The organism is Azospirillum ramasamyi (assembly GCF_003233655.1).
GTDB classification, from domain to species: Bacteria; Pseudomonadota; Alphaproteobacteria; order Azospirillales; family Azospirillaceae; genus Azospirillum; species Azospirillum ramasamyi.
In genome coordinates this window covers 699965-716468 of record NZ_CP029829.1, presented here as the reverse complement: position 1 = coordinate 716468, position 16504 = coordinate 699965, and the positions used below count along the sequence as shown (strand labels likewise).

General features: G+C 66.6%; 17 protein-coding genes, 2 tRNA genes and 1 CRISPR repeat array. Of the genes, 5 read left to right on the top strand and 14 right to left on the bottom strand.

Annotation, left to right across the window (positions count from 1 at the left end; genetic code table 11):
• Positions 1-16: 16 nt before the first annotated feature.
• Positions 17-472: a MarR family winged helix-turn-helix transcriptional regulator gene (locus DM194_RS03345; RefSeq protein ID WP_111065915.1), complete on the bottom strand. Its 456-nt coding sequence runs from the start codon at positions 470-472 to the stop codon at positions 17-19.
• A 154-nt stretch (positions 473-626) separates the two neighbouring features.
• Positions 627-1046, bottom strand: coding sequence for an organic hydroperoxide resistance protein (locus DM194_RS03340; RefSeq protein WP_111065914.1), 420 nt, complete (start codon positions 1044-1046; stop codon positions 627-629).
• 169 nt (positions 1047-1215) lie between these two features.
• On the opposite strand from DM194_RS03340, the gene DM194_RS27985 reads away from it, so the two are divergent.
• Positions 1216-1590: a hypothetical protein gene (locus DM194_RS27985; protein ID WP_162629953.1), complete on the top strand. Its 375-nt coding sequence runs from the start codon at positions 1216-1218 to the stop codon at positions 1588-1590.
• Positions 1591-1620: 30 nt separating this feature from the next.
• Here DM194_RS27985 and DM194_RS03335 read toward each other — a convergent pair.
• From DM194_RS03335 to DM194_RS03280, 12 genes are all read right to left on the bottom strand, one after another.
• Positions 1621-1697: transfer RNA gene (locus tag DM194_RS03335), tRNA-Arg, on the bottom strand.
• A 184-nt stretch (positions 1698-1881) separates the two neighbouring features.
• Positions 1882-2774: direct repeats of the CRISPR family, unit length 36 nt; unit sequence GTTGCGGCTGGACCCCGATCCCCCAGCGGCTACAAT.
• A gap of 74 nt (positions 2775-2848) precedes the next feature.
• Positions 2849-3139: a CRISPR-associated endonuclease Cas2 gene (cas2, locus tag DM194_RS03330; RefSeq protein ID WP_246024269.1), complete on the bottom strand. Its 291-nt coding sequence runs from the start codon at positions 3137-3139 to the stop codon at positions 2849-2851.
• Entirely contained in the window at positions 3132-4091 is a 960-nt protein-coding gene (gene cas1 / locus DM194_RS03325) for a type II CRISPR-associated endonuclease Cas1 (protein WP_246024268.1), read from the bottom strand. The genes cas2 and cas1 overlap by 8 nt, the downstream gene beginning before the upstream one ends.
• A gap of 27 nt (positions 4092-4118) precedes the next feature.
• Positions 4119-7304: a type II CRISPR RNA-guided endonuclease Cas9 gene (cas9, locus tag DM194_RS03320; protein WP_162629952.1), complete on the bottom strand. Its 3186-nt coding sequence runs from the start codon at positions 7302-7304 to the stop codon at positions 4119-4121.
• 487 nt (positions 7305-7791) lie between these two features.
• A tRNA-Pro gene (locus tag DM194_RS03315) sits at positions 7792-7868 on the bottom strand.
• Between the two features lie 94 nt (positions 7869-7962).
• The gene (locus DM194_RS03310; RefSeq protein ID WP_111065911.1) at positions 7963-8445 is read right to left on the bottom strand and encodes a MerR family transcriptional regulator; all 483 of its coding nucleotides are present in this window, start codon (positions 8443-8445) and stop codon (positions 7963-7965) included.
• A gap of 118 nt (positions 8446-8563) precedes the next feature.
• Complete coding sequence (locus tag DM194_RS03305; protein ID WP_111065910.1) at positions 8564-8896, bottom strand: integration host factor subunit alpha; 333 nt, start codon at positions 8894-8896, stop codon at positions 8564-8566.
• Positions 8897-9048: 152 nt separating this feature from the next.
• A complete protein-coding gene (locus DM194_RS03300) occupies positions 9049-10020 on the bottom strand; it encodes a beta-ketoacyl-ACP synthase III (RefSeq protein WP_111065909.1) in 972 nt (323 codons plus the stop codon).
• A gap of 3 nt (positions 10021-10023) precedes the next feature.
• Entirely contained in the window at positions 10024-11076 is a 1053-nt protein-coding gene (gene plsX, locus DM194_RS03295; protein WP_111065908.1) for a phosphate acyltransferase PlsX, read from the bottom strand.
• An 82-nt stretch (positions 11077-11158) separates the two neighbouring features.
• Positions 11159-11347, bottom strand: coding sequence for a 50S ribosomal protein L32 (gene rpmF / locus DM194_RS03290; protein ID WP_111065907.1), 189 nt, complete (start codon positions 11345-11347; stop codon positions 11159-11161).
• Positions 11348-11537: 190 nt separating this feature from the next.
• Positions 11538-12125, bottom strand: a complete 588-nt coding sequence (locus tag DM194_RS03285; protein ID WP_111065906.1) for a YceD family protein — start codon at positions 12123-12125, stop codon at positions 11538-11540.
• 165 nt (positions 12126-12290) lie between these two features.
• Positions 12291-12836, bottom strand: a complete 546-nt coding sequence (locus tag DM194_RS03280) for a ubiquinol-cytochrome C chaperone family protein (protein WP_246024267.1) — start codon at positions 12834-12836, stop codon at positions 12291-12293.
• Positions 12837-12994: 158 nt separating this feature from the next.
• On the opposite strand from DM194_RS03280, the gene DM194_RS03275 reads away from it, so the two are divergent.
• The 4 genes from DM194_RS03275 to ribB all read left to right on the top strand — a co-directional run bounded on the left by DM194_RS03275 (position 12995) and on the right by ribB (position 16462).
• Positions 12995-13489 (top strand): outer membrane protein assembly factor BamE, encoded by a 495-nt coding sequence (locus DM194_RS03275; RefSeq protein ID WP_111065904.1) that lies wholly within the window; start codon positions 12995-12997, stop codon positions 13487-13489.
• A 16-nt stretch (positions 13490-13505) separates the two neighbouring features.
• The gene (gene ribD / locus DM194_RS03270; protein ID WP_342792445.1) at positions 13506-14636 is read left to right on the top strand and encodes a bifunctional diaminohydroxyphosphoribosylaminopyrimidine deaminase/5-amino-6-(5-phosphoribosylamino)uracil reductase RibD; all 1131 of its coding nucleotides are present in this window, start codon (positions 13506-13508) and stop codon (positions 14634-14636) included.
• A 102-nt stretch (positions 14637-14738) separates the two neighbouring features.
• Complete coding sequence (locus DM194_RS03265; RefSeq protein ID WP_111065903.1) at positions 14739-15326, top strand: riboflavin synthase; 588 nt, start codon at positions 14739-14741, stop codon at positions 15324-15326.
• Positions 15323-16462, top strand: a complete 1140-nt coding sequence (gene ribB, locus DM194_RS03260) for a 3,4-dihydroxy-2-butanone-4-phosphate synthase (RefSeq protein WP_111065902.1) — start codon at positions 15323-15325, stop codon at positions 16460-16462. Before DM194_RS03265 ends, ribB begins: the two co-directional genes overlap by 4 nt.
• Positions 16463-16504 lie beyond the last annotated feature (42 nt).

The following is a 16504-nucleotide window of genomic DNA, read 5'->3' as shown; positions in this document are numbered from 1 at the left end:
TTCGGTCCGGTTCGGTTCAGCCCCGATCGGCGGCGCGGTTCAGGTCGTCGCGCAGCTTCAGCAGCGCGTCGCGCAGGGATGCCAACTCCTCCACCGAGCAGCCGGCGGCAGCGGCGATGTGGGTCGGCAGGCATTCGGCCTTGTCGCGCAACGCGGCGCCTTCGGGTGTCAGGCGGATGCGGACCAGCCGTTCATCCTGCGGGTCGCGGGCGCGGCTGACCAGCCCCTGCCCTTCCAACCGCTTCAGCAGCGGGGTCAGCGTGCCGCTGTCCAGCCCCAGCCTTTCGCCCAGCGCCTTCATCGACCGTCCGTCCTCCTCCCACAGCAGCAGCATCGCCAGATATTGCGGGTAGGTCAGGCCGAGCGCCTCCAGCAGCGGACGATAGATGCGGGTCATCGCCAGATTCGCCGAATACAGGGCGAAGCAGGCCTGGTTGGAGAGCAGAAGCGGATCGTTCCTGTCGGCAGTCATGGCTATGCGGAACCTTCGAAACGGCGCGCGCCGCCGGGCGGTGGCGCGCCGGACGATCATGCGTTCGGCACAATCGCGCGCAACAGCCCGGCGGCGCAATCCTGAAGGCGGTCCGCCTCAGGCAATCACCCTATCAAAGAACCTTGCACGCGCCTCAGGCAAGCGTCGTGGTGACCGGGATGTTGCCCTTGGTGGCATGGCTGTAGGGGCAGACCTTGTGGGCGCGGGCCAGCAGATCCTCGGCGGCGGCCTTGTCCATGCCCGGCAGCGACACGACGAAATCCACCGTCAGGCCGAAACCCTCGCCGTCGTCGCGGGCGCCGATGCCGACCGTGGCGGTCACCGACAGATCGGCCGGAACGGCGATCTTGTCGCGGTTTCCGACGAACTTGATGGCGCCGATGAAGCAGGCCGAATAGCCGGCGGCGAACAGCTGCTCGGGATTGGTGGCCCCGCCCTGCCCGCCCAATTCCTTCGGCGCGGCCAGCGCGACCGACAGCAGTCCGTCCTCGCTGACGGCCTTGCCGTCGCGGCCACCGGTGGCGGAAACCTTCGTCGAATACAGGGTCTTCATGGTGCGTTCTCCTTACATTGGATGTCGGGACATTGGATGTCGGGGCTTGGTTGGCCGTCGGCGGGAGGAACCCCGCCGCTGATCTCGTGGGAAGAACATCGCACGCAATTTGATTGTGCGCAATGATTTTTGTTATGCGCGATCGAATTGCGCGCAATGCATCTGCCCAATGGCACTCCATACCGCCTCCACTGGTCGGCTGAACCGCCCCGGTTTTCCTGAAGGCGGGGTCGCCGTGCAGGGCGTCACAGCCGTCGGCATCGGCATGACCGGCGGCGAACAGCAGGCAATGAAAGCGGATCATCTCCGCCAGCAGCGGAACACCGGGGTCGGAGAAGAGGCGGCCGCCCGAGCTTCAGCTCTGGTGAATTATCCGGTTTGGGATTGGACAATCGCGAGGAGGTATCTGCGATCGCCACATCACGTCGGGCGGCAAATCGTGGATCGTGAACCGACGATTGAACGACATGCGCTATCGTCTGCCGGCAGCCACGGAAATATGGAGAAATCAGAAGTGGGGAGAAACGCGTTAGAGCGGATTTAACTGCTAAATCAACGCTCTAACGCAAATCAATGGCGGACCCGACGAGATTCGAACTCATGACCTCTGCCTTCGGAGGGCAGCGCTCTATCCAGCTGAGCTACGGGTCCATCGCTGGTGGAGGCGCAACATAGCCCAAGGCATTCGGAGACGCAAACACAAAAATCACTGTTTCCAATGCTTCTTTCAGCCCCCCTGCCCCGCCGCTACAATGTGGCGCGGTCCGCCGTTGGCGTCGCTCGACGCCATGTGGCGAAGAAGCTCCTCTGGCCTGGACAACACACGAGAAGCTGAAGTTGAGATGGACCCCGATCCCCCAGCGGCTACAATACCCGACGCCCGCACCTTGAGCACCACGGTGTTGCGGCTGGACCCCGATCCCCCAGCGGCTACAATGGGGCCATCACGAGACCGGACGTGGTGGACGTTGCGGCTGGACCCCGATCCCCCAGCGGCTACAATCTGCACGGCGCGTACCTGCTTCTCATCATGGTTGCGGCTGGACCCCGATCCCCCAGCGGCTACAATTAAGCGCCGGTCCAAGTCGATCAAGCCAGAGTTGCGGCTGGACCCCGATCCCCCAGCGGCTACAATCCCGGTCCACAACGGCAATGACTTCCATGAGTTGCGGCTGGACCCCGATCCCCCAGCGGCTACAATTCGCCCATGACGCGGGCCGCTCGGCCGGCGGTTGCGGCTGGACCCCGATCCCCCAGCGGCTACAATTGGTTTTGTTCATGATTTGCCATGCGTGAGGTTGCGGCTGGACCCCGATCCCCCAGCGGCTACAATGCCGAACGCATCGACACCATGCCCGTCCAGTTGCGGCTGGACCCCGATCCCCCAGCGGCTACAATGCAAGTTCGTTCAGCGTGTCGAGCGTCGTCGTTGCGGCTGGACCCCGATCCCCCAGCGGCTACAATGAAATCTTGTCGGTCATCTGTCTGTCTCCAGTTGCGGCTGGACCCCGATCCCCCAGCGGCTACAATTGTCCAGCGGCACCACCATCGCATGGATGTGTTGCGGCTGGACCCCGATCCCCCAGCGGCTACAATCCGGAACACAACGTGTGGAACTGGTGGACCGTTGCGGCTGGACCCCGATCCCCCAGCGGCTACAATGCCCTTCGGTGCGGCCCAGCGCATTGTAGTGTTGCGGCTGGACCCCGATCCCCCAGCGGCTACAATAGGATCCCAGGTAACTCACTGAAACAAAAAGGTTATCTGGGTTTCTTTTCTGAAAACCCTCCACGGAACGCCCGTCAAAACAGCTTGAACTGTTCATATTTTGCGGCAGGTTCTTGTTTCGTGCGCGTGTCGAAGCACACCATCGTCTGATACTGACGGTCGGTGAAGGTCAGGATCTGCACCTTTCCCCGCTTCGGCAGGTTGGACCTGATCCGTCCGATTCGCGCCTCGACCTGCGGAGCGCCGGCGCAGAAGCGCATGTAGACGCTGAATTGCGACATCTCGAAGCCCTCATCCAACAGAAAATTACGGAACCGAGTCGCCGCTTTCTGATCGGCTTTGGTGACGGTCGGCAGGTCAAACATCACCATCATCCACATGAGCCGATACGCGCTGAGTGACATGCGCGCCCTCCTTGGCTGACGGACCACGAATTATTTCGAGGGGAAGCGGCGACAGCGGAAGGTCGAGAACCTGGCGTTCGCCGGAAAGAACCTGTGCGAGCGATGTCGCCAGCCGAAACAGGCAGGTGGAAAGCGGCGTCACCCCGGCATCCGTCCGCAAGTCCTGCACCAGCAGCCCGGCCAGGATCCGCTTCGTCTCGCGATCGACCTCCAGAAGCCCATCCGAGACCATACGGTGGACGGCGATATCCACCATGGGCCGGAACGGCTCCAGCAGATCGTCGACCAGACACATGGGGTTGGAGCGGTTGGAATGCTTCAGCCCAAGGCTCGGATGCAGTCCGGCGGCAGCAGTCGCCCGCGCTGTACCGCCGCGCAGCACGGCATAGCCATAGTTCAACAGCCCATTGATACCCGGTTCCTCGGCATCGCGCCGAAAATCCGGCCCGAACAGCAGGGGCCAGTAGCGCCGCGCCGCCTGCGCCTCGATGTTCTCCGGGTCGCCGGTCCGCATCTTTCGGGCCAGTTCCTCGAACGCGCCGGCGGAATGGCCGAGCGCCTGGAGGATCGCCCCCTGATTGCGGACCTTCGCACGGGCGATGGCCTGCCACAGCCGGCGCTTGAAGGCATCGGTGATGTCCGCCTGCGCCCGCATGCGCTGGGCCTGGATGTGATGGCCGTCCAGCGGCCAAAGGATGGCTGCCGGGGTGAAATTCCGCCCGCACAGGATGACCGAACAATCCCGTTCCAGCAGGGCCAGCAGCAGATTGTTGGAATAGGTCAACCCATGGGCGGTGGCGATCAGCACCGCCATGTCGTCGAGAGGGACGCGGCCAAGCTCGCGCCCCTTTTCCGACACCACCATGAAACCACGGTCGAGCGACAGATGCCGTCCGTCCTCGGCCACCTCCACCACGATTCCGGCGGCGCTCGCCATGACCTACTCCAACGGCCCGCGGTCATGGACGAAGCCGGCGGGGTCCACCCCCACCGGCCGCGCCTGCGCCTTGCGCAAGGCCTCGGGCGAACAGTAGCGGTACTTGAACGGATCCTCCTTGTCGGCATCCCGCGCCTTGAGGTTTCCAGCCTCCCGATGGCCGGCGAAGGTGATTTGCCCGTCCGTGAACTTGACCACCCGCAGGATTTCCCGATTCGGCGCGGTTCCGAAGGCCAGCATGTCGCCCTTGAACAGGCGGAACAGCGGCGTGCCGATGCCGGCGCACAGCCGGCCCGCCGCCCAGTCCGGGAAAGCGGCATCGTCCCGCCCACGGTCGGTCCTCTCGGCCAGCCATTCGGCGTGAAGCCGGTAGGCCTCATAGGTGCTGACGACCCGTCCCGTCCAACGCCCGCGCCCGTCGCGCAGGATCTCGTACCAGGCGTTGCTGTCGCCCTTGTAGAACTTGAAGGTCCGCCCACCCTCGTCCCGGACCGCGACGGGGCTGCCCAGCTTGTCCAGCATGCGGACGCGGCGCACCTCTCCGCCCGTCCAGGTGAAGCAGGACAGCGCCTCGCCCAGGCCGCGCCCCTGCGCCGCCTGTTCGGCGACATGGCGTTCCAGCGCCGCGGCGAGGGCACGGTCGCGGATGTTCCCGAAGTCCTTTTCGACGAGCGACCCCAGCGGCTTGCGCGTCACCACCCGATGGGTTCCGTCGGGCAGCCGCTCGACCGGGCCATAGGCGGTGTCGTTGTGCATCCGCCCTTGCCAGCCATGTTCGGGCTTGTGGGACACGATGATCCCCTGCACCCTGTCCTGGACCTGTTCCCGGAAGGACGGGCCGGGCAAGCCGTCGAACGGGTCGGGCAGACCGTCGAACAGCTTTTCCAGTTCCCTCTCTTCCGCCCGCTTGGCGGCGTCGGCCACCCTCTGCACCAGCCGCTGGTCGATCACCCCCAGCACGGCGGCATCGACGGCATGGTGGCGATGATCCGACCGGTTTTTCAGATTGGCGTCGGACAGGATGGCGTTCAGCCCCCATCGGCCGCGCAGCATCGCCGTCAGCCGGCCGGGGGCGGCCCTCACCTTCTCCAGCGGCACGATGCAGCCGAGATACTCGCGGGCAACCCTGGACAGGTGCCGGGTTTCGACAAGTTGCCGGTCGATGAATCCCCGGTCCTTCTCGAATCGCTCCATCGCATTGGGCAGGAAGCGCCAGCGCTTGTTCTGGGGAAGCGACTCGGCGCGTTCGGCGATGGCGGACCAATCATAGCCGTCGGCGGGGACGACGCCGAACGCCTCCCACGGCGTCCGGTTGCGCTTGATGCGGTTGGCGCGGCGGTGGCAGACGATCTTGTTGTCGGCGCCGTTGGCCAGCGTCCGGCTGAAGGGCAGGATGTGATCGACGTCCACATCGCCTTGCAGCAGCTGCGTCATGCTGATCGGCTGGCCGGTATAGACGCAGACATGGGCGCTGCCGATTCGCGGCAGTTCCTCCCACAGCCGCAGCCGCAGCAGCGCCTCGCCGGTCGGCTCAATGCCCAATTCGCGAAGCTGCTCGACCCGCGTCCGGTTCTTCTTCTGGTTCAGCGCCTGCTCGCGCTGTTCCTTGTCACGGTCGGCGCGGCTCTGCTTGAGATCGCGGGCCAGCTCCACCACGATCTCCTCCGGCTTGCCCCAGCGCCGGATGATCCGGTTCACCACCCGCCGCAACTCGTTCAACGCGACATGGACGGTAGGGTTGGGAAAGCGGCCGATCCGCAGTTCCGGCGGGTCATCCGCCTCGCCGGTGCCGAAGGCGATGAAGCGCTCCAGCGGGACGCCGTAATAAGGCAGCTCGTCGAGCAGATCGTCCGGGCGATGGTCGGAATGATGCAGGCCGAGCGCGCGGACCGCCTCGTCATAGGGCAGATGCTCCTCGTGCATCAGCGGCACCACCTGCTCCAGCGCCTTTTCACTGAGCCGGCAATAGCCGTCCGGCAGGCCCGGCCGCTCGGCCGTCAGGATCGCCACCTCCCACGGCAGCCCCAGTTCCTCCACCAGCCAGCCGGCCAGTTCCCCCTCATCCTCGGCATCGATCAGGCGGCCGACGATCCCGCGCTGCCGGTCGGCCGGGAAGCCATGCCAGGCGGCGCCGATCCGCCGGCGCTTGCCCTTTTCGGCCGACAGCGCGTCGGCGGTGGCGTCGCCCTTCAGCCGGTCACGCTTGTCATCCTCCAGGTTGATGCGGGCGTCGGGGGGAAGCTTCAGCTCCTTGGCCAGCGTCTTGAAGGTCAGGTCGCCCTTGCGGCACAGCCGGTCATAGAAGCGGTCGAAGTCAACCGGCGACAGCCCCTCCTCCCCCTGCCCCGGCCGGACGATGCGGAGATTGTGCAGTTCATGCAGGATGCGGAAGCGCTGTGCGATCGGCAGCGCCCATGGCGCCCGCTCCTCCGCAGGATAAAGGGTGCATTTGCCCGGCTTCACCGGCTTCAGCGGACGCTGGTGGAAGATGACGCTCTCGATCCGGTCCCACTGTTCGGCGGTGACGCAGGGATGATGCGGCGCCTGGGCGGCGCGGATCGCCTGGAATTCCTCATGGACCAGCGCGCGGTCCGGATAGAAGCTGTAGGCCGCCTTGGCCCCGGTGCCGGTCAGCCTCGCCCGCACCGGCTGGCGGGAGGCATGACGGGCCGCGAGCCATTGGCCGAGCGTGCCGGCACCGCTGGCCGCCAATTCGGCCTTCAGGGCGGAGATGCCGCTCTTGACCTTGCCCGCCTCATTCTCATCCCCGGCGGCCTTGCGGTTGCTCTTGAAGCCGCGACGCTGATTCAGATGGAACAGGGCGCGGCCGAGTTGGTGTGCCGGCAGCGGACCGGCGACCGCCGCGGCGCGCAGCTCATAGGGATCCAGCGCTTCCAACGCCTTGCGCGCCTGCCGGGTCTCCGGCATCAGGGCGGCGGCGACCAAGGCGTTCATCAGGGCCTTGCGCCGACGAAGGTAACGATCGCGGCGCCGGCGCATAGACCGCGCCAAACGCCGATCCGCCGCCAGCGACTGCTGCGATTTCGGATCCCGGCCATCGGGAAAGATGCGAACGCCCATGCGGCGCACTCCGCAGGGCCTGCCATCCCCGTTCAGATCGAGCAGACAGAACCCGATGCTGTTTGTGCCGAGATCCAGGGCAAGGCGATAGCGGAGACGCTTGGACACGACAGACTTCCTCCCGCAATTGATGCAGCCGAAAAGCATGGGCTCGCATTTCAAGAGCGGAATTGTCCAAACGCACCGCTGGTATGTCCATATCAAAGAGTTTTACAACCTGATTGACGGAGACAATCCCTCATGAGATGTTTGCCGCGGAAAGACAATCACCTTGCTTAGCCGCTGGGGGATCGGGGTCCTTCCGTTAACACGTCGCGGGGGTTTTCCCTTTGCGGCACAAGATGTGCGGCGGGCTTCGGCCCGCCGCGTTCTTTTTGGTCGGAGCTTGGCGGACAGATAGGCCAGAAGGCCGCGGAACGGCGGGCCGTTGCGGCTGCCGGCGCGCACAAGGCTGCGCTCCCTTTGGGAATTGGTTCGACTTCCACCCAAGGGTTTCACACGGCGCCGATAGATGCCGCATCGTCACCCAATGATGCGGGCAAAGAAAAAGCCCTGGAACCTTTGGGTTCCAAGGCTTTTCCGATCCTTCCGGAACTGGTCGGAGCGACAGGATTCGAACCTGCGACCCCCAGACCCCCAGTCTGATGCGCTACCAGGCTGCGCTACGCTCCGTCAACTTCACCGCAGTGCTTGCGGCTTGGCTCCGGAAGGGAACGGGACTATAGCCGCGGACTTTTGCCGATGCAACATCTCCCGTGATGATTTTTCAGCTTTTTTTGTCCCCGATTTCGGAGAGGCGCGACAGCACCGAACGCAGCGATTTCAGTTCGTCCACCACCATGGTGATCTCGTGCCGCAGGGCGGCGGACAAAGGGGGCTGCGTACCGTAATGCGGTCCGTCATCCGGGCCGTCCTCGACGCCGTCGTCGAATGCGCCTTGCTCTCCCGCTCCGGCACCGGAATCGCCGGGCTCATCGGCATCCTCGGGCAAGGGCGGCGTCGGATCGGACATGCGCCCTTCCTTCAGCAGGCGCTGCACGCCCTTGATGGTGTAGCGGTCCTCATACAGCAGCGCCTGGATCCGGCGCAGAAGCTCGACATCCTCCGGCCGGTAATAGCGCCGGCCTCCGCCGCGCTTCAGCGGGCGAATCTGGGGGAATTTGGTTTCCCAGAAACGCAGCACATGCTGGGGCACGTTCAGGTCGGTCGAGACCTCGCTGATGGTGCGATAGGCGGTGGCGGATTTCATGGCAGGATCAGGCCGCCACCCGGCAGCGACCGGATGCGACGATCCGCAGACGGGCACGGAACGGCATTGGGCTGGGAGCCCATCTCCCTGGAAGCGGCGTCATAACTGACGGCCGGCCTCAGGAGAGAGCCCGCGCGGGCGTCGGCGCCCCACCCTCCTGGACATCGTTGATGCGGTTCTTCAGCACATGACTGGCACGGAAGACCAGCACCCGCCGCGGCAGGATGGGCACTTCCTCCCCGGTCTTGGGGTTCCGGCCGACCCGCTCGCCCTTCTGGCGAACCTGGAAGCTGCCGAATGAGGAAATCTTCACCATCTCCCCCCGGGCGAGCGCGTCGGAAATCTCGTCCAGGACGGTTTCGACCAGATCGGCCGATTCGTTGCGCGACAGACCGACTTCCTGGTAGACGGCCTCGCTCAACTGGGCCCGCGTGACGGTGTTCTGAGACATGGTTCGACCTCCCCCGCAACCATTGCGAAGACGGTAATCCGGGGAAAGAAGGTCCGTCAATTCAAAAGCTTGGCAGCCGCATACAGCCCGGCCGAAGGCGGGCTGCGCGTGCGGTGCAGCATCGAAGAGAGTATGGAAAAAGCAGGGGCCGCTTACCAGCGGATCAGCGCCGAGCCCCAGGTCAGGCCGCCGCCGATGGCTTCCATCAGGATCAGGTCGCCGCGCTTGACCCGGCCGTCGGCCACCGCCTCGCCCAGCGCCAGCGGGATCGACGCCGCCGACGTGTTGCCGTGGCGGTCCACCGTCAGCACCACCTTTTCCGGCGACAGCTTCATCTTGCGGGCCAGTCCGTCGATGATGCGCCTGTTGGCCTGGTGCGGAACCATCCAGTCGATGTCGGTGGATTCCAGGCCGTTGGCGAGCAAAGCCTCATCCACCACCGCCGACAGCTTGGAGATGGCATGGCGGAAGATTTCCTGCCCGTGCATGCGGACATGGCCGATGGTGCCGGTCGAGGACGCGCCGCCGTCGACATAGAGCAGGTCGTATTGGCTGCCGTCGGAATGCAGATGAGTGGACAGCACGCCGCGATCGGACGAATCGCCCTTGGCCTCATAGGCCTCCAGCACGATGGCGCCGGCACCGTCGCCGAACAGCACGCAGGTGGTGCGGTCGTTCCAGTCCAGCAGTCGGGAGAAGGTTTCCGCCCCGATCACCAGGGCCCGGCGCGCCTGGCCGCTGCGCAGGAAATTGTCGGCGACAGCCATGGCATAGACGAATCCGGCGCAGACCGCCTGGATGTCCATGGCGAATCCGACGGTGCCGAGCGCGGCCTGAACCCTGGTGGCCGTGGCCGGGAAGGTGTTGTCGGGCGTGGTGGTCGCCAGCACGATGCAGTCGATGCTGGCGGCCGGAATGCCGGCATGCTCCAGCGCGCGGGTCGCCGCCGCGATGGCGAGGTCGGAGGTCTTCTCCCCCTCAGCCGCGATGTGGCGCGACTTGATGCCGGTGCGCTGGACGATCCACTCGTCCGACGTGTCGACCCGCTGTTCCAGATCCTGGTTGGTGACGACGTTGGCCGGCAGGAAGATACCGCAACCAAGAACTCGGGAACGCATGACCATGGTTCAGCCCGCCGCCGCCTTCGTGTCGGGAAGAGGGTTCGCGTCGGCTATGCGCCCCATCTCTTCCTTGATGCGCTCGTTGAAACCGTGAGTCGCCAGATTGATCGCGACCGCGACGGCATTGGCGAATCCGACCGGGTCGGTGCCGCCATGGCTCTTCACGCAGACGCCGCGCAGGCCCAGGAACATCGCGCCGTTGTAGCGCCGCGGGTCGATCCGCTCGCGGAAGCGCTTGAAGGCGCCCCTTGCCAGCAGATAGCCGATCCGTGCCAGGAAGGATGTCGCAAAGGTGCGGCGCAGGAACTCGGAGAACAGCTTGGCCGTCCCCTCCGCCGTCTTCAGCGCGACATTGCCGGTGAAGCCGTCGGTGACGATGACGTCGACCGTCCCCAGCCCGATGTCGGTGCCTTCGACGAAGCCATGGAAGCGGCCGGGCAGCGGCATGTCGCGCAGGCTGGCCGCCGCGGCACGCACCACCTCGTTGCCCTTCATGTCTTCCGAACCGATGTTCAGCACACCGATCGTCGGCTCCGGCAGCCCCAGGATGGCACGCGCGAAGACGGCCCCCATCACGGCGAACTGGACGAGATTTTCCGACTGGCATTCGGCATTGGCGCCGAGGTCCAGCATCACGCTCTCGCCCCGTTGCGTCGGGAAGAAGGAAGCCATCGCCGGCCGGTCGATGCCCGGCAGCGTCTTCAGCACGAACTTCGCCATCGCCATCAGGGCGCCGGTGTTGCCGGCCGAGACCACGCAGGCGGCCTCGCCCGACGCCACGGCGTCGATGGCAAGCCTCATGCTGGACTGGCGCCCGGCACGCAGGGCGACTGCGGGCTTGGCGTCCCCCGCCACGAAGTCGGCGGTATGGCGGATCTCCGCCACCGCCTTCAACGCGGGGCGTTGGCTCAGCAGCGGTTCGATCCGCTCCCGGTCGCCATACAGCAGAAAGCGCACATCGGGATGGCGCTCCCGCGCGATCTCCGCCCCGGCAATGACCATGTCGGGACCGAGATCGCCACCCATGGCATCCAGGGCGATGGTCAGACGCTGGCTCACCGCGAGCAGGCTCCCCGGCTACGACCCCGGCAGGGGCGAGATACGCCCCTGATCATCGGGACCTCAGACAACGCGATCGGGATCAAGCGGCCGCGGTGCCGCTCTGAACCACTTCGCGCTGGTCGTACTGGCCGCAAGACCCGCAGACGTGGTGCGGACGCTTCAGCTCGCCGCAGCTCGGGCACTCGTTGTAGGCCGAGGTCGGCAGAGCATGGTGCGAACGCCGCATGTTGCGCCGCGACTTGGAGGTCTTCTTCTTCGGAACAGCCATGACCGTAAACTCTCTTCATTGGAAAGGGCGGCCCGAACAGGGGCCGCCCAGCGCGAGCGGCATTCAATAAGGCAAATGCTCCCGAAGGGCAAGCCCGAACAACCCCCATTTCGCAACCCCGCGCCGCTCATTGGAGGGGGTGGAAATGCCGGCCCTTATACAAGGAACAGCGGGGGACGCAAGTCCGCAGTCACTTCGGCTGCTTCAACTGCTGCAGAACGGCGAAGGGGTTCGGCTTTTCCGCCTCTTCCGCCGCCTCGTCTTCGGTCGCCCCGCCTTCGTCACCCTCGTCATAGCCCTCGAATTCCACACCCTCGGCATGCGGATAGGGATCGAGACCCAGCGACAGGTGCTGCGCGGTCAGTTCGCCGATGTCGATTCGATTGTTCTCCATCGGCTCGGGGATGTCCTCGTCCGACAGGGAGGGGTCGAAATCGATCTCCAGCCCCTGGTCCTCGACCATCGAGGGCGGGGCGAACAGCGCCTCGAAGCTCTCGCTGACATGGGCCGGCACCGGCTCCAGCGTGACGACGCAGGTCTGGACCACGTCGGCCTCCAGCTTGCCGGACACCCGGATCATCTGGCCGCCGCGCACCGCGTGCAGCTTCACCGTGGCGGTCAGGCTGCCGATCGCCTCCAGTTCCAGCCGCTCGGCGAGCGCGCGGCGCTCCTTCTCCGTCGCCTCGATGGTCTCGGTCACGTCGGTGCGGCGCACCGCGTCGGCATTGACGATGCGCGAGAATTCCGGGGCCGGCAGGCCGCCGTTGACAGGACTCATGGCGAAGGACTCTCTGATGAAACCAAGGCGGCGGTCTAAACGAACGGGCGGGAGCAATCGCCCCCTCGATTCACATGCAGCCGCCGGCCGCGAAAGGCAAGCCCTCTGCGGTGCCGGCGGCCCCACAGGCGCAGTATATTCAAAAGCGATATATATAGTGTGCCGTCAGGCCGGCGCGGGAGCGAAGCGCAGTTCGCCGCGCATCAGCGCCTCCAGCGGCTGGGCGTCGAGCGCCGCGACGCAGGCGCGCACATAGCCGGCCATGGCGGGAAGCGCTCCGTCCGGCACCGGATCCACCGTCCCATAGAGGTTGTTGTCCAGCGCCACTTCGAGCCGGCTATCGCCGGATTCGGCCAGCGCCTCGTCATAGGCGCGGATTCGCCCGGCCATGCCGCGCGCCATCGTCTTCACCCGCCGGGCGATGCCGCTGTCGCCGGCCCCCAGCTCCATGATCGACTTCTCGAAGTCGTCGACCATCGTCTCGTAGAGGCGCTGCGACAGCTTGGCCGCCAAGGCCCCCTGCCCCTTCAGCCGGCGCATCACCAGGAACAGGTGCAGCGCCACCATCTCGAACCGGCCGTCCAGCGTGTCCGGCACGCCCAGTGCGGCGTAGAAGCCCGGCTGGCGGGCCTGGGCGACGATGCCGGTGAACAGCCCGCCCACCGCCTCGGCATTCCGGGCGCGCGCGCCGCCGCCGACACGGTCAAGCAAACGGCCGATAAAACTTCCTGACACGAACGGCAGCCCTTCCCCGACTCGGAGTCTCGTTGACAGGGCGAAGCAGCCGGTGCGATTGTCCCGATCGATGAGGACATTCACTTTGGTGAAAGGCCTCCCTGCCCCGCCGGCTCCATCATAGCCCGAGCACCATGACCAGATCGAACTTTTCCGCTCCGCGCGTCGTCATTCGCACTGTCCTTCTGGGAAGCGTCCTGTTCGCCGGCCTCGCCGCGACCGGCTGCTCCCCCGTCGTCGCCACCCGCGGCAACCTGACGGACCCGCAGCAGGTGGCGGAGCTGCAGCCGGGCCAGAGCCGGCGCGACGACGTCGCCGCGGTTCTCGGCACGCCGACCTCGGTGGGCACCTTCGATCCGAATGTCTGGTACTACATCGGCCAGAAGACCGAGAAGACCGCCTTCTTCGAGCCGGAGGTGACGGAGCGCCGCGTCGTCATCGCCCGCTTCGACGATGCCGGCGTCCTGCGCGAGATCAGGACGCTGGACAAGTCGAACGGCCAGGACATCGATCTGGTGGAGCGCACGACGCCCACCGCCGGCCGCGAGATGGGCTTCCTGGAACAGATGATGGGCAACGTCGGCCGCTTCTCCGCCAAGGACACCAAGGGCAAGGGCCCCGGCAGCTGACCTGAGGCCGGCTTCGGTGCCCGTCCTCCCCGATCCCGACACCGACCTGCACCATATGCAGGCCGCCCTGTCGCTCGCCGCGCGGGGGCTGGGGCGGACCTGGCCGAATCCGGCGGTCGGCTGCGTGCTGGTCCGCGACGGCGCCGTGATCGGCCGCGGCTGGACCCAACCCGGCGGCCGTCCCCATGCCGAGACGGAGGCGCTGGCCCGCGTCCGTGACCTGCCGGGCCGGGCCGAGGGGGCGACCGCCTACGTCACGCTCGAACCCTGCAACCACTACGGCAAGACGCCGCCCTGCGCCCTGGCGCTGGTGGAGGCGAAGGTGGCGCGCGTCGTCGTCGCCTGCCAGGATCCCGACCCGCGGGTTGCCGGCGGCGGGCTGGCCCGCCTGCGCGACGCCGGGATCGAGGTCGTCACCGGCGTCCGCGAGGCCGAGGCGCTGGCCCTCAACGAAGGGTTCTTCAACCGCATCACGCTGGGCCGCCCGCTGGTCACGCTGAAGGTCGCCAGCACGCTGGACGGCCGCATCGCCACCCGGACCGGCGAGTCGCAATGGATCACCGGCCCGACCGCCCGCGCCTGGGGCCACCGTCTGCGCGCCGGCCATGACGCGATCCTGGTGGGCATCGGCACCGCGCTGGCCGACGACCCCGAACTGACCTGCCGCCTGCCCGGCCTCGGCGACCGCAGCCCGGTGCGCGTGGTGGTGGACAGCAGCCTGCGCCTGTCCCCGGCGGCGAAGCTGGCCGCCGGCGCTGGCCGCATCCCGACCTGGGTCGTCACCGGCCCCAGCCCCGACGCCGCGCGTGCCGAAGCCCTCACCGCGCTTGGCGTGGAGGTGATCGCGGTCGCCGCCGGTGCGGATGGCCGGGTCGATCCCGCCGCCGCCCTTTCCGCCCTGTCTTCCCGCGGCATCACCCGCGTCCTGGTGGAAGGAGGCGCCGCGATGGCCGGCGCCCTGCTCGGCGCCGGTCTGGTCGACCGGCTGGAGTGGTTCCGCGCCGCGTCGCTGATCGGGGGAGACGGGCTGCCGGCGGTTGCCGGCTTCGGAGTCGATGCGCTGTCGGCGATGGCCCGCTTCGAACGCACCGCCGTCCGCCGTGCCGGCGCCGATCTGGCCGAAAGCTATCGCCGCATCGCCTCCTGAGGACCGGATATGCCGTCGGTTCAGGCCACGCAACAGACCGTTGCGTCCGCTGCGGTGTCGCGCGCGCTTCCCCTGGCCGCGAAACCTGCTAAATTCGCCGCCATGTTCACCGGAATCATCACCGATGTCGGGCGCGTCCGGGCCGTGGAGCGGCAGGGCGACACCCGGTTCACCATCGAGACCGCCTTCGACACGGAGACGATCGCGATCGGGGCGTCCATCGCCCATAACGGCGTCTGTCTGACGGTCATCGAAAAGGGGCCGGGGACCTACGTCATCCAGGCGTCGCGGGAAACCCTGTCGAAGACGACGCTCGGCGGGTGGGAAGCCGGCACGCGCATCAACCTGGAACGCGCGCTGAAGGTCGGCGACGAGCTGGGCGGGCACATCGTGTCCGGCCATGTCGACGGCGTCGGCCGGCTCCTGTCGATCCGTCCTGAAGGCGAGTCGCTGCGCCTGACCTTCGAGGCGCCGGCCACCCTCGCCAAATACATCGCGCCGAAGGGCTCGGTCGCCATCGACGGCGTGTCGCTGACCGTCAACGAGGTCGACGGCAGCCGCTTCGGCGTCAACATCATCCCCCACACCCAGACCGCCACCACCTTCGGCGGGCTGAAGGAGGGCGATGCGGTCAATCTCGAAATCGATATGCTGGCGCGCTATGTCGCCCGGCTCGCGGGGCAGGAATGACGTCCGAGTTTCACCAATACCTGTCGACGGCCGAAGAAATCATCGAAGAGGCGCGTCAAGGCAGGATGTTCATCCTCGTCGACGACGAGGACCGGGAGAATGAGGGCGATCTGGTGATCCCCGCCTCCTGCGCCACGCCGGAAGCGGTGAACTTCATGGCCAAGCATGGCCGCGGCCTGATCTGCCTCACCATGGACCGGCCGAACATCGAGCGGCTGCGCCTGCCGCTGATGGCGCAGCAGAACGCGTCGCGCCACCAGACCGCCTTCACCGTCTCGATCGAGGCGCGCGAGGGGGTCACCACCGGCATCTCCGCCGCCGACCGCGCCCGCACCATCGCGGTCGCCATCGACCCGGCGTCCGGCCCGCAGGATCTCGCCACCCCCGGCCACATCTTCCCGCTGCTGGCGCGTGACGGCGGCGTGCTGGTCCGCGCCGGCCATACCGAGGCGTCGGTCGACATCGCCCGGCTGTCCGGCCATTCCTCGTCGGCGGTGATCTGCGAGATCATGAACGACGACGGCACCATGGCCCGCCTGCCGGATCTGGTGCAGTTCGCCCAGTTCCACGGGCTGAAGGTGGGCACCATCGCCGACCTGATCGCCTACCGCCGCCGCACCGAGACCATCGTCGAACAGGTGCTGGCCGGCACGCTGGACAGCCGCTTCGGCGGCCGTTTCCAGTCCTACGTCTACATCAACAAGATCCAGTACGCGGAGCACATCGCGCTGGTGCGCGGCGACATCTCCGGCGACGAGCCGGTGCTGGTGCGCATGCATGCCCAGTCGGTGCTGGACGACGTGCTGGGCGACCGCAACTCCGGCCGCGAAAACGACCTCCATGCCTCGATGGAGCTGATCGCCAAGGAAGGACGCGGCGTCGTCGTGCTGCTGCGCGAGCCGAACCCCAACGGACTGTCCACCGTCCTGAAGGCCCGGCTGGAGGGGCAGTCCGGCAGCGCGCCGGAACTGCGCGACTACGGCATCGGCGCGCAGATTCTGCTGGATCTCGGCGTGCGCAGGATGATCCTGCTGTCGAACCGCAAGAAGCCGATCATCGGGCTTGAGGGCTACGGCCTGACCGTGGTCGGCCACCGCGCCATCAATCCGGGTGCAGCCGACTTCGGCGACGACTGAAGCGGATTGCAATCCGCTATGGACCGCGACGGCGGCCCCGGT

Excerpts from the sequence above, each read along its gene's own strand:
- DM194_RS03285 (WP_111065906.1), bottom strand. The coding sequence starts at position 12,125 with ATGAGTCCTGTCAACGGCGGCCTGCCGGCCCCGGAATTCTCGCGCATC.
- DM194_RS27985 (WP_162629953.1), top strand. The coding sequence starts at position 1,216 with ATGGCACTCCATACCGCCTCCACTGGTCGGCTGAACCGCCCCGGTTTT.
- DM194_RS03345 (WP_111065915.1), bottom strand. The coding sequence starts at position 472 with ATGACTGCCGACAGGAACGATCCGCTTCTGCTCTCCAACCAGGCCTGC.
- cas2 (WP_246024269.1), bottom strand. The coding sequence starts at position 3,139 with ATGTTTGACCTGCCGACCGTCACCAAAGCCGATCAGAAAGCGGCGACT.
- DM194_RS03305 (WP_111065910.1), bottom strand. The coding sequence starts at position 8,896 with ATGTCTCAGAACACCGTCACGCGGGCCCAGTTGAGCGAGGCCGTCTAC.
- DM194_RS03265 (WP_111065903.1), top strand. The coding sequence starts at position 14,739 with ATGTTCACCGGAATCATCACCGATGTCGGGCGCGTCCGGGCCGTGGAG.
- rpmF (WP_111065907.1), bottom strand. The coding sequence starts at position 11,347 with ATGGCTGTTCCGAAGAAGAAGACCTCCAAGTCGCGGCGCAACATGCGG.
- DM194_RS03310 (WP_111065911.1), bottom strand. The coding sequence starts at position 8,445 with ATGAAATCCGCCACCGCCTATCGCACCATCAGCGAGGTCTCGACCGAC.
- DM194_RS03300 (WP_111065909.1), bottom strand. The coding sequence starts at position 10,020 with ATGGTCATGCGTTCCCGAGTTCTTGGTTGCGGTATCTTCCTGCCGGCC.
- DM194_RS03340 (WP_111065914.1), bottom strand. The coding sequence starts at position 1,046 with ATGAAGACCCTGTATTCGACGAAGGTTTCCGCCACCGGTGGCCGCGAC.
- ribB (WP_111065902.1), top strand. The coding sequence starts at position 15,323 with ATGACGTCCGAGTTTCACCAATACCTGTCGACGGCCGAAGAAATCATC.
- DM194_RS03275 (WP_111065904.1), top strand. The coding sequence starts at position 12,995 with ATGACCAGATCGAACTTTTCCGCTCCGCGCGTCGTCATTCGCACTGTC.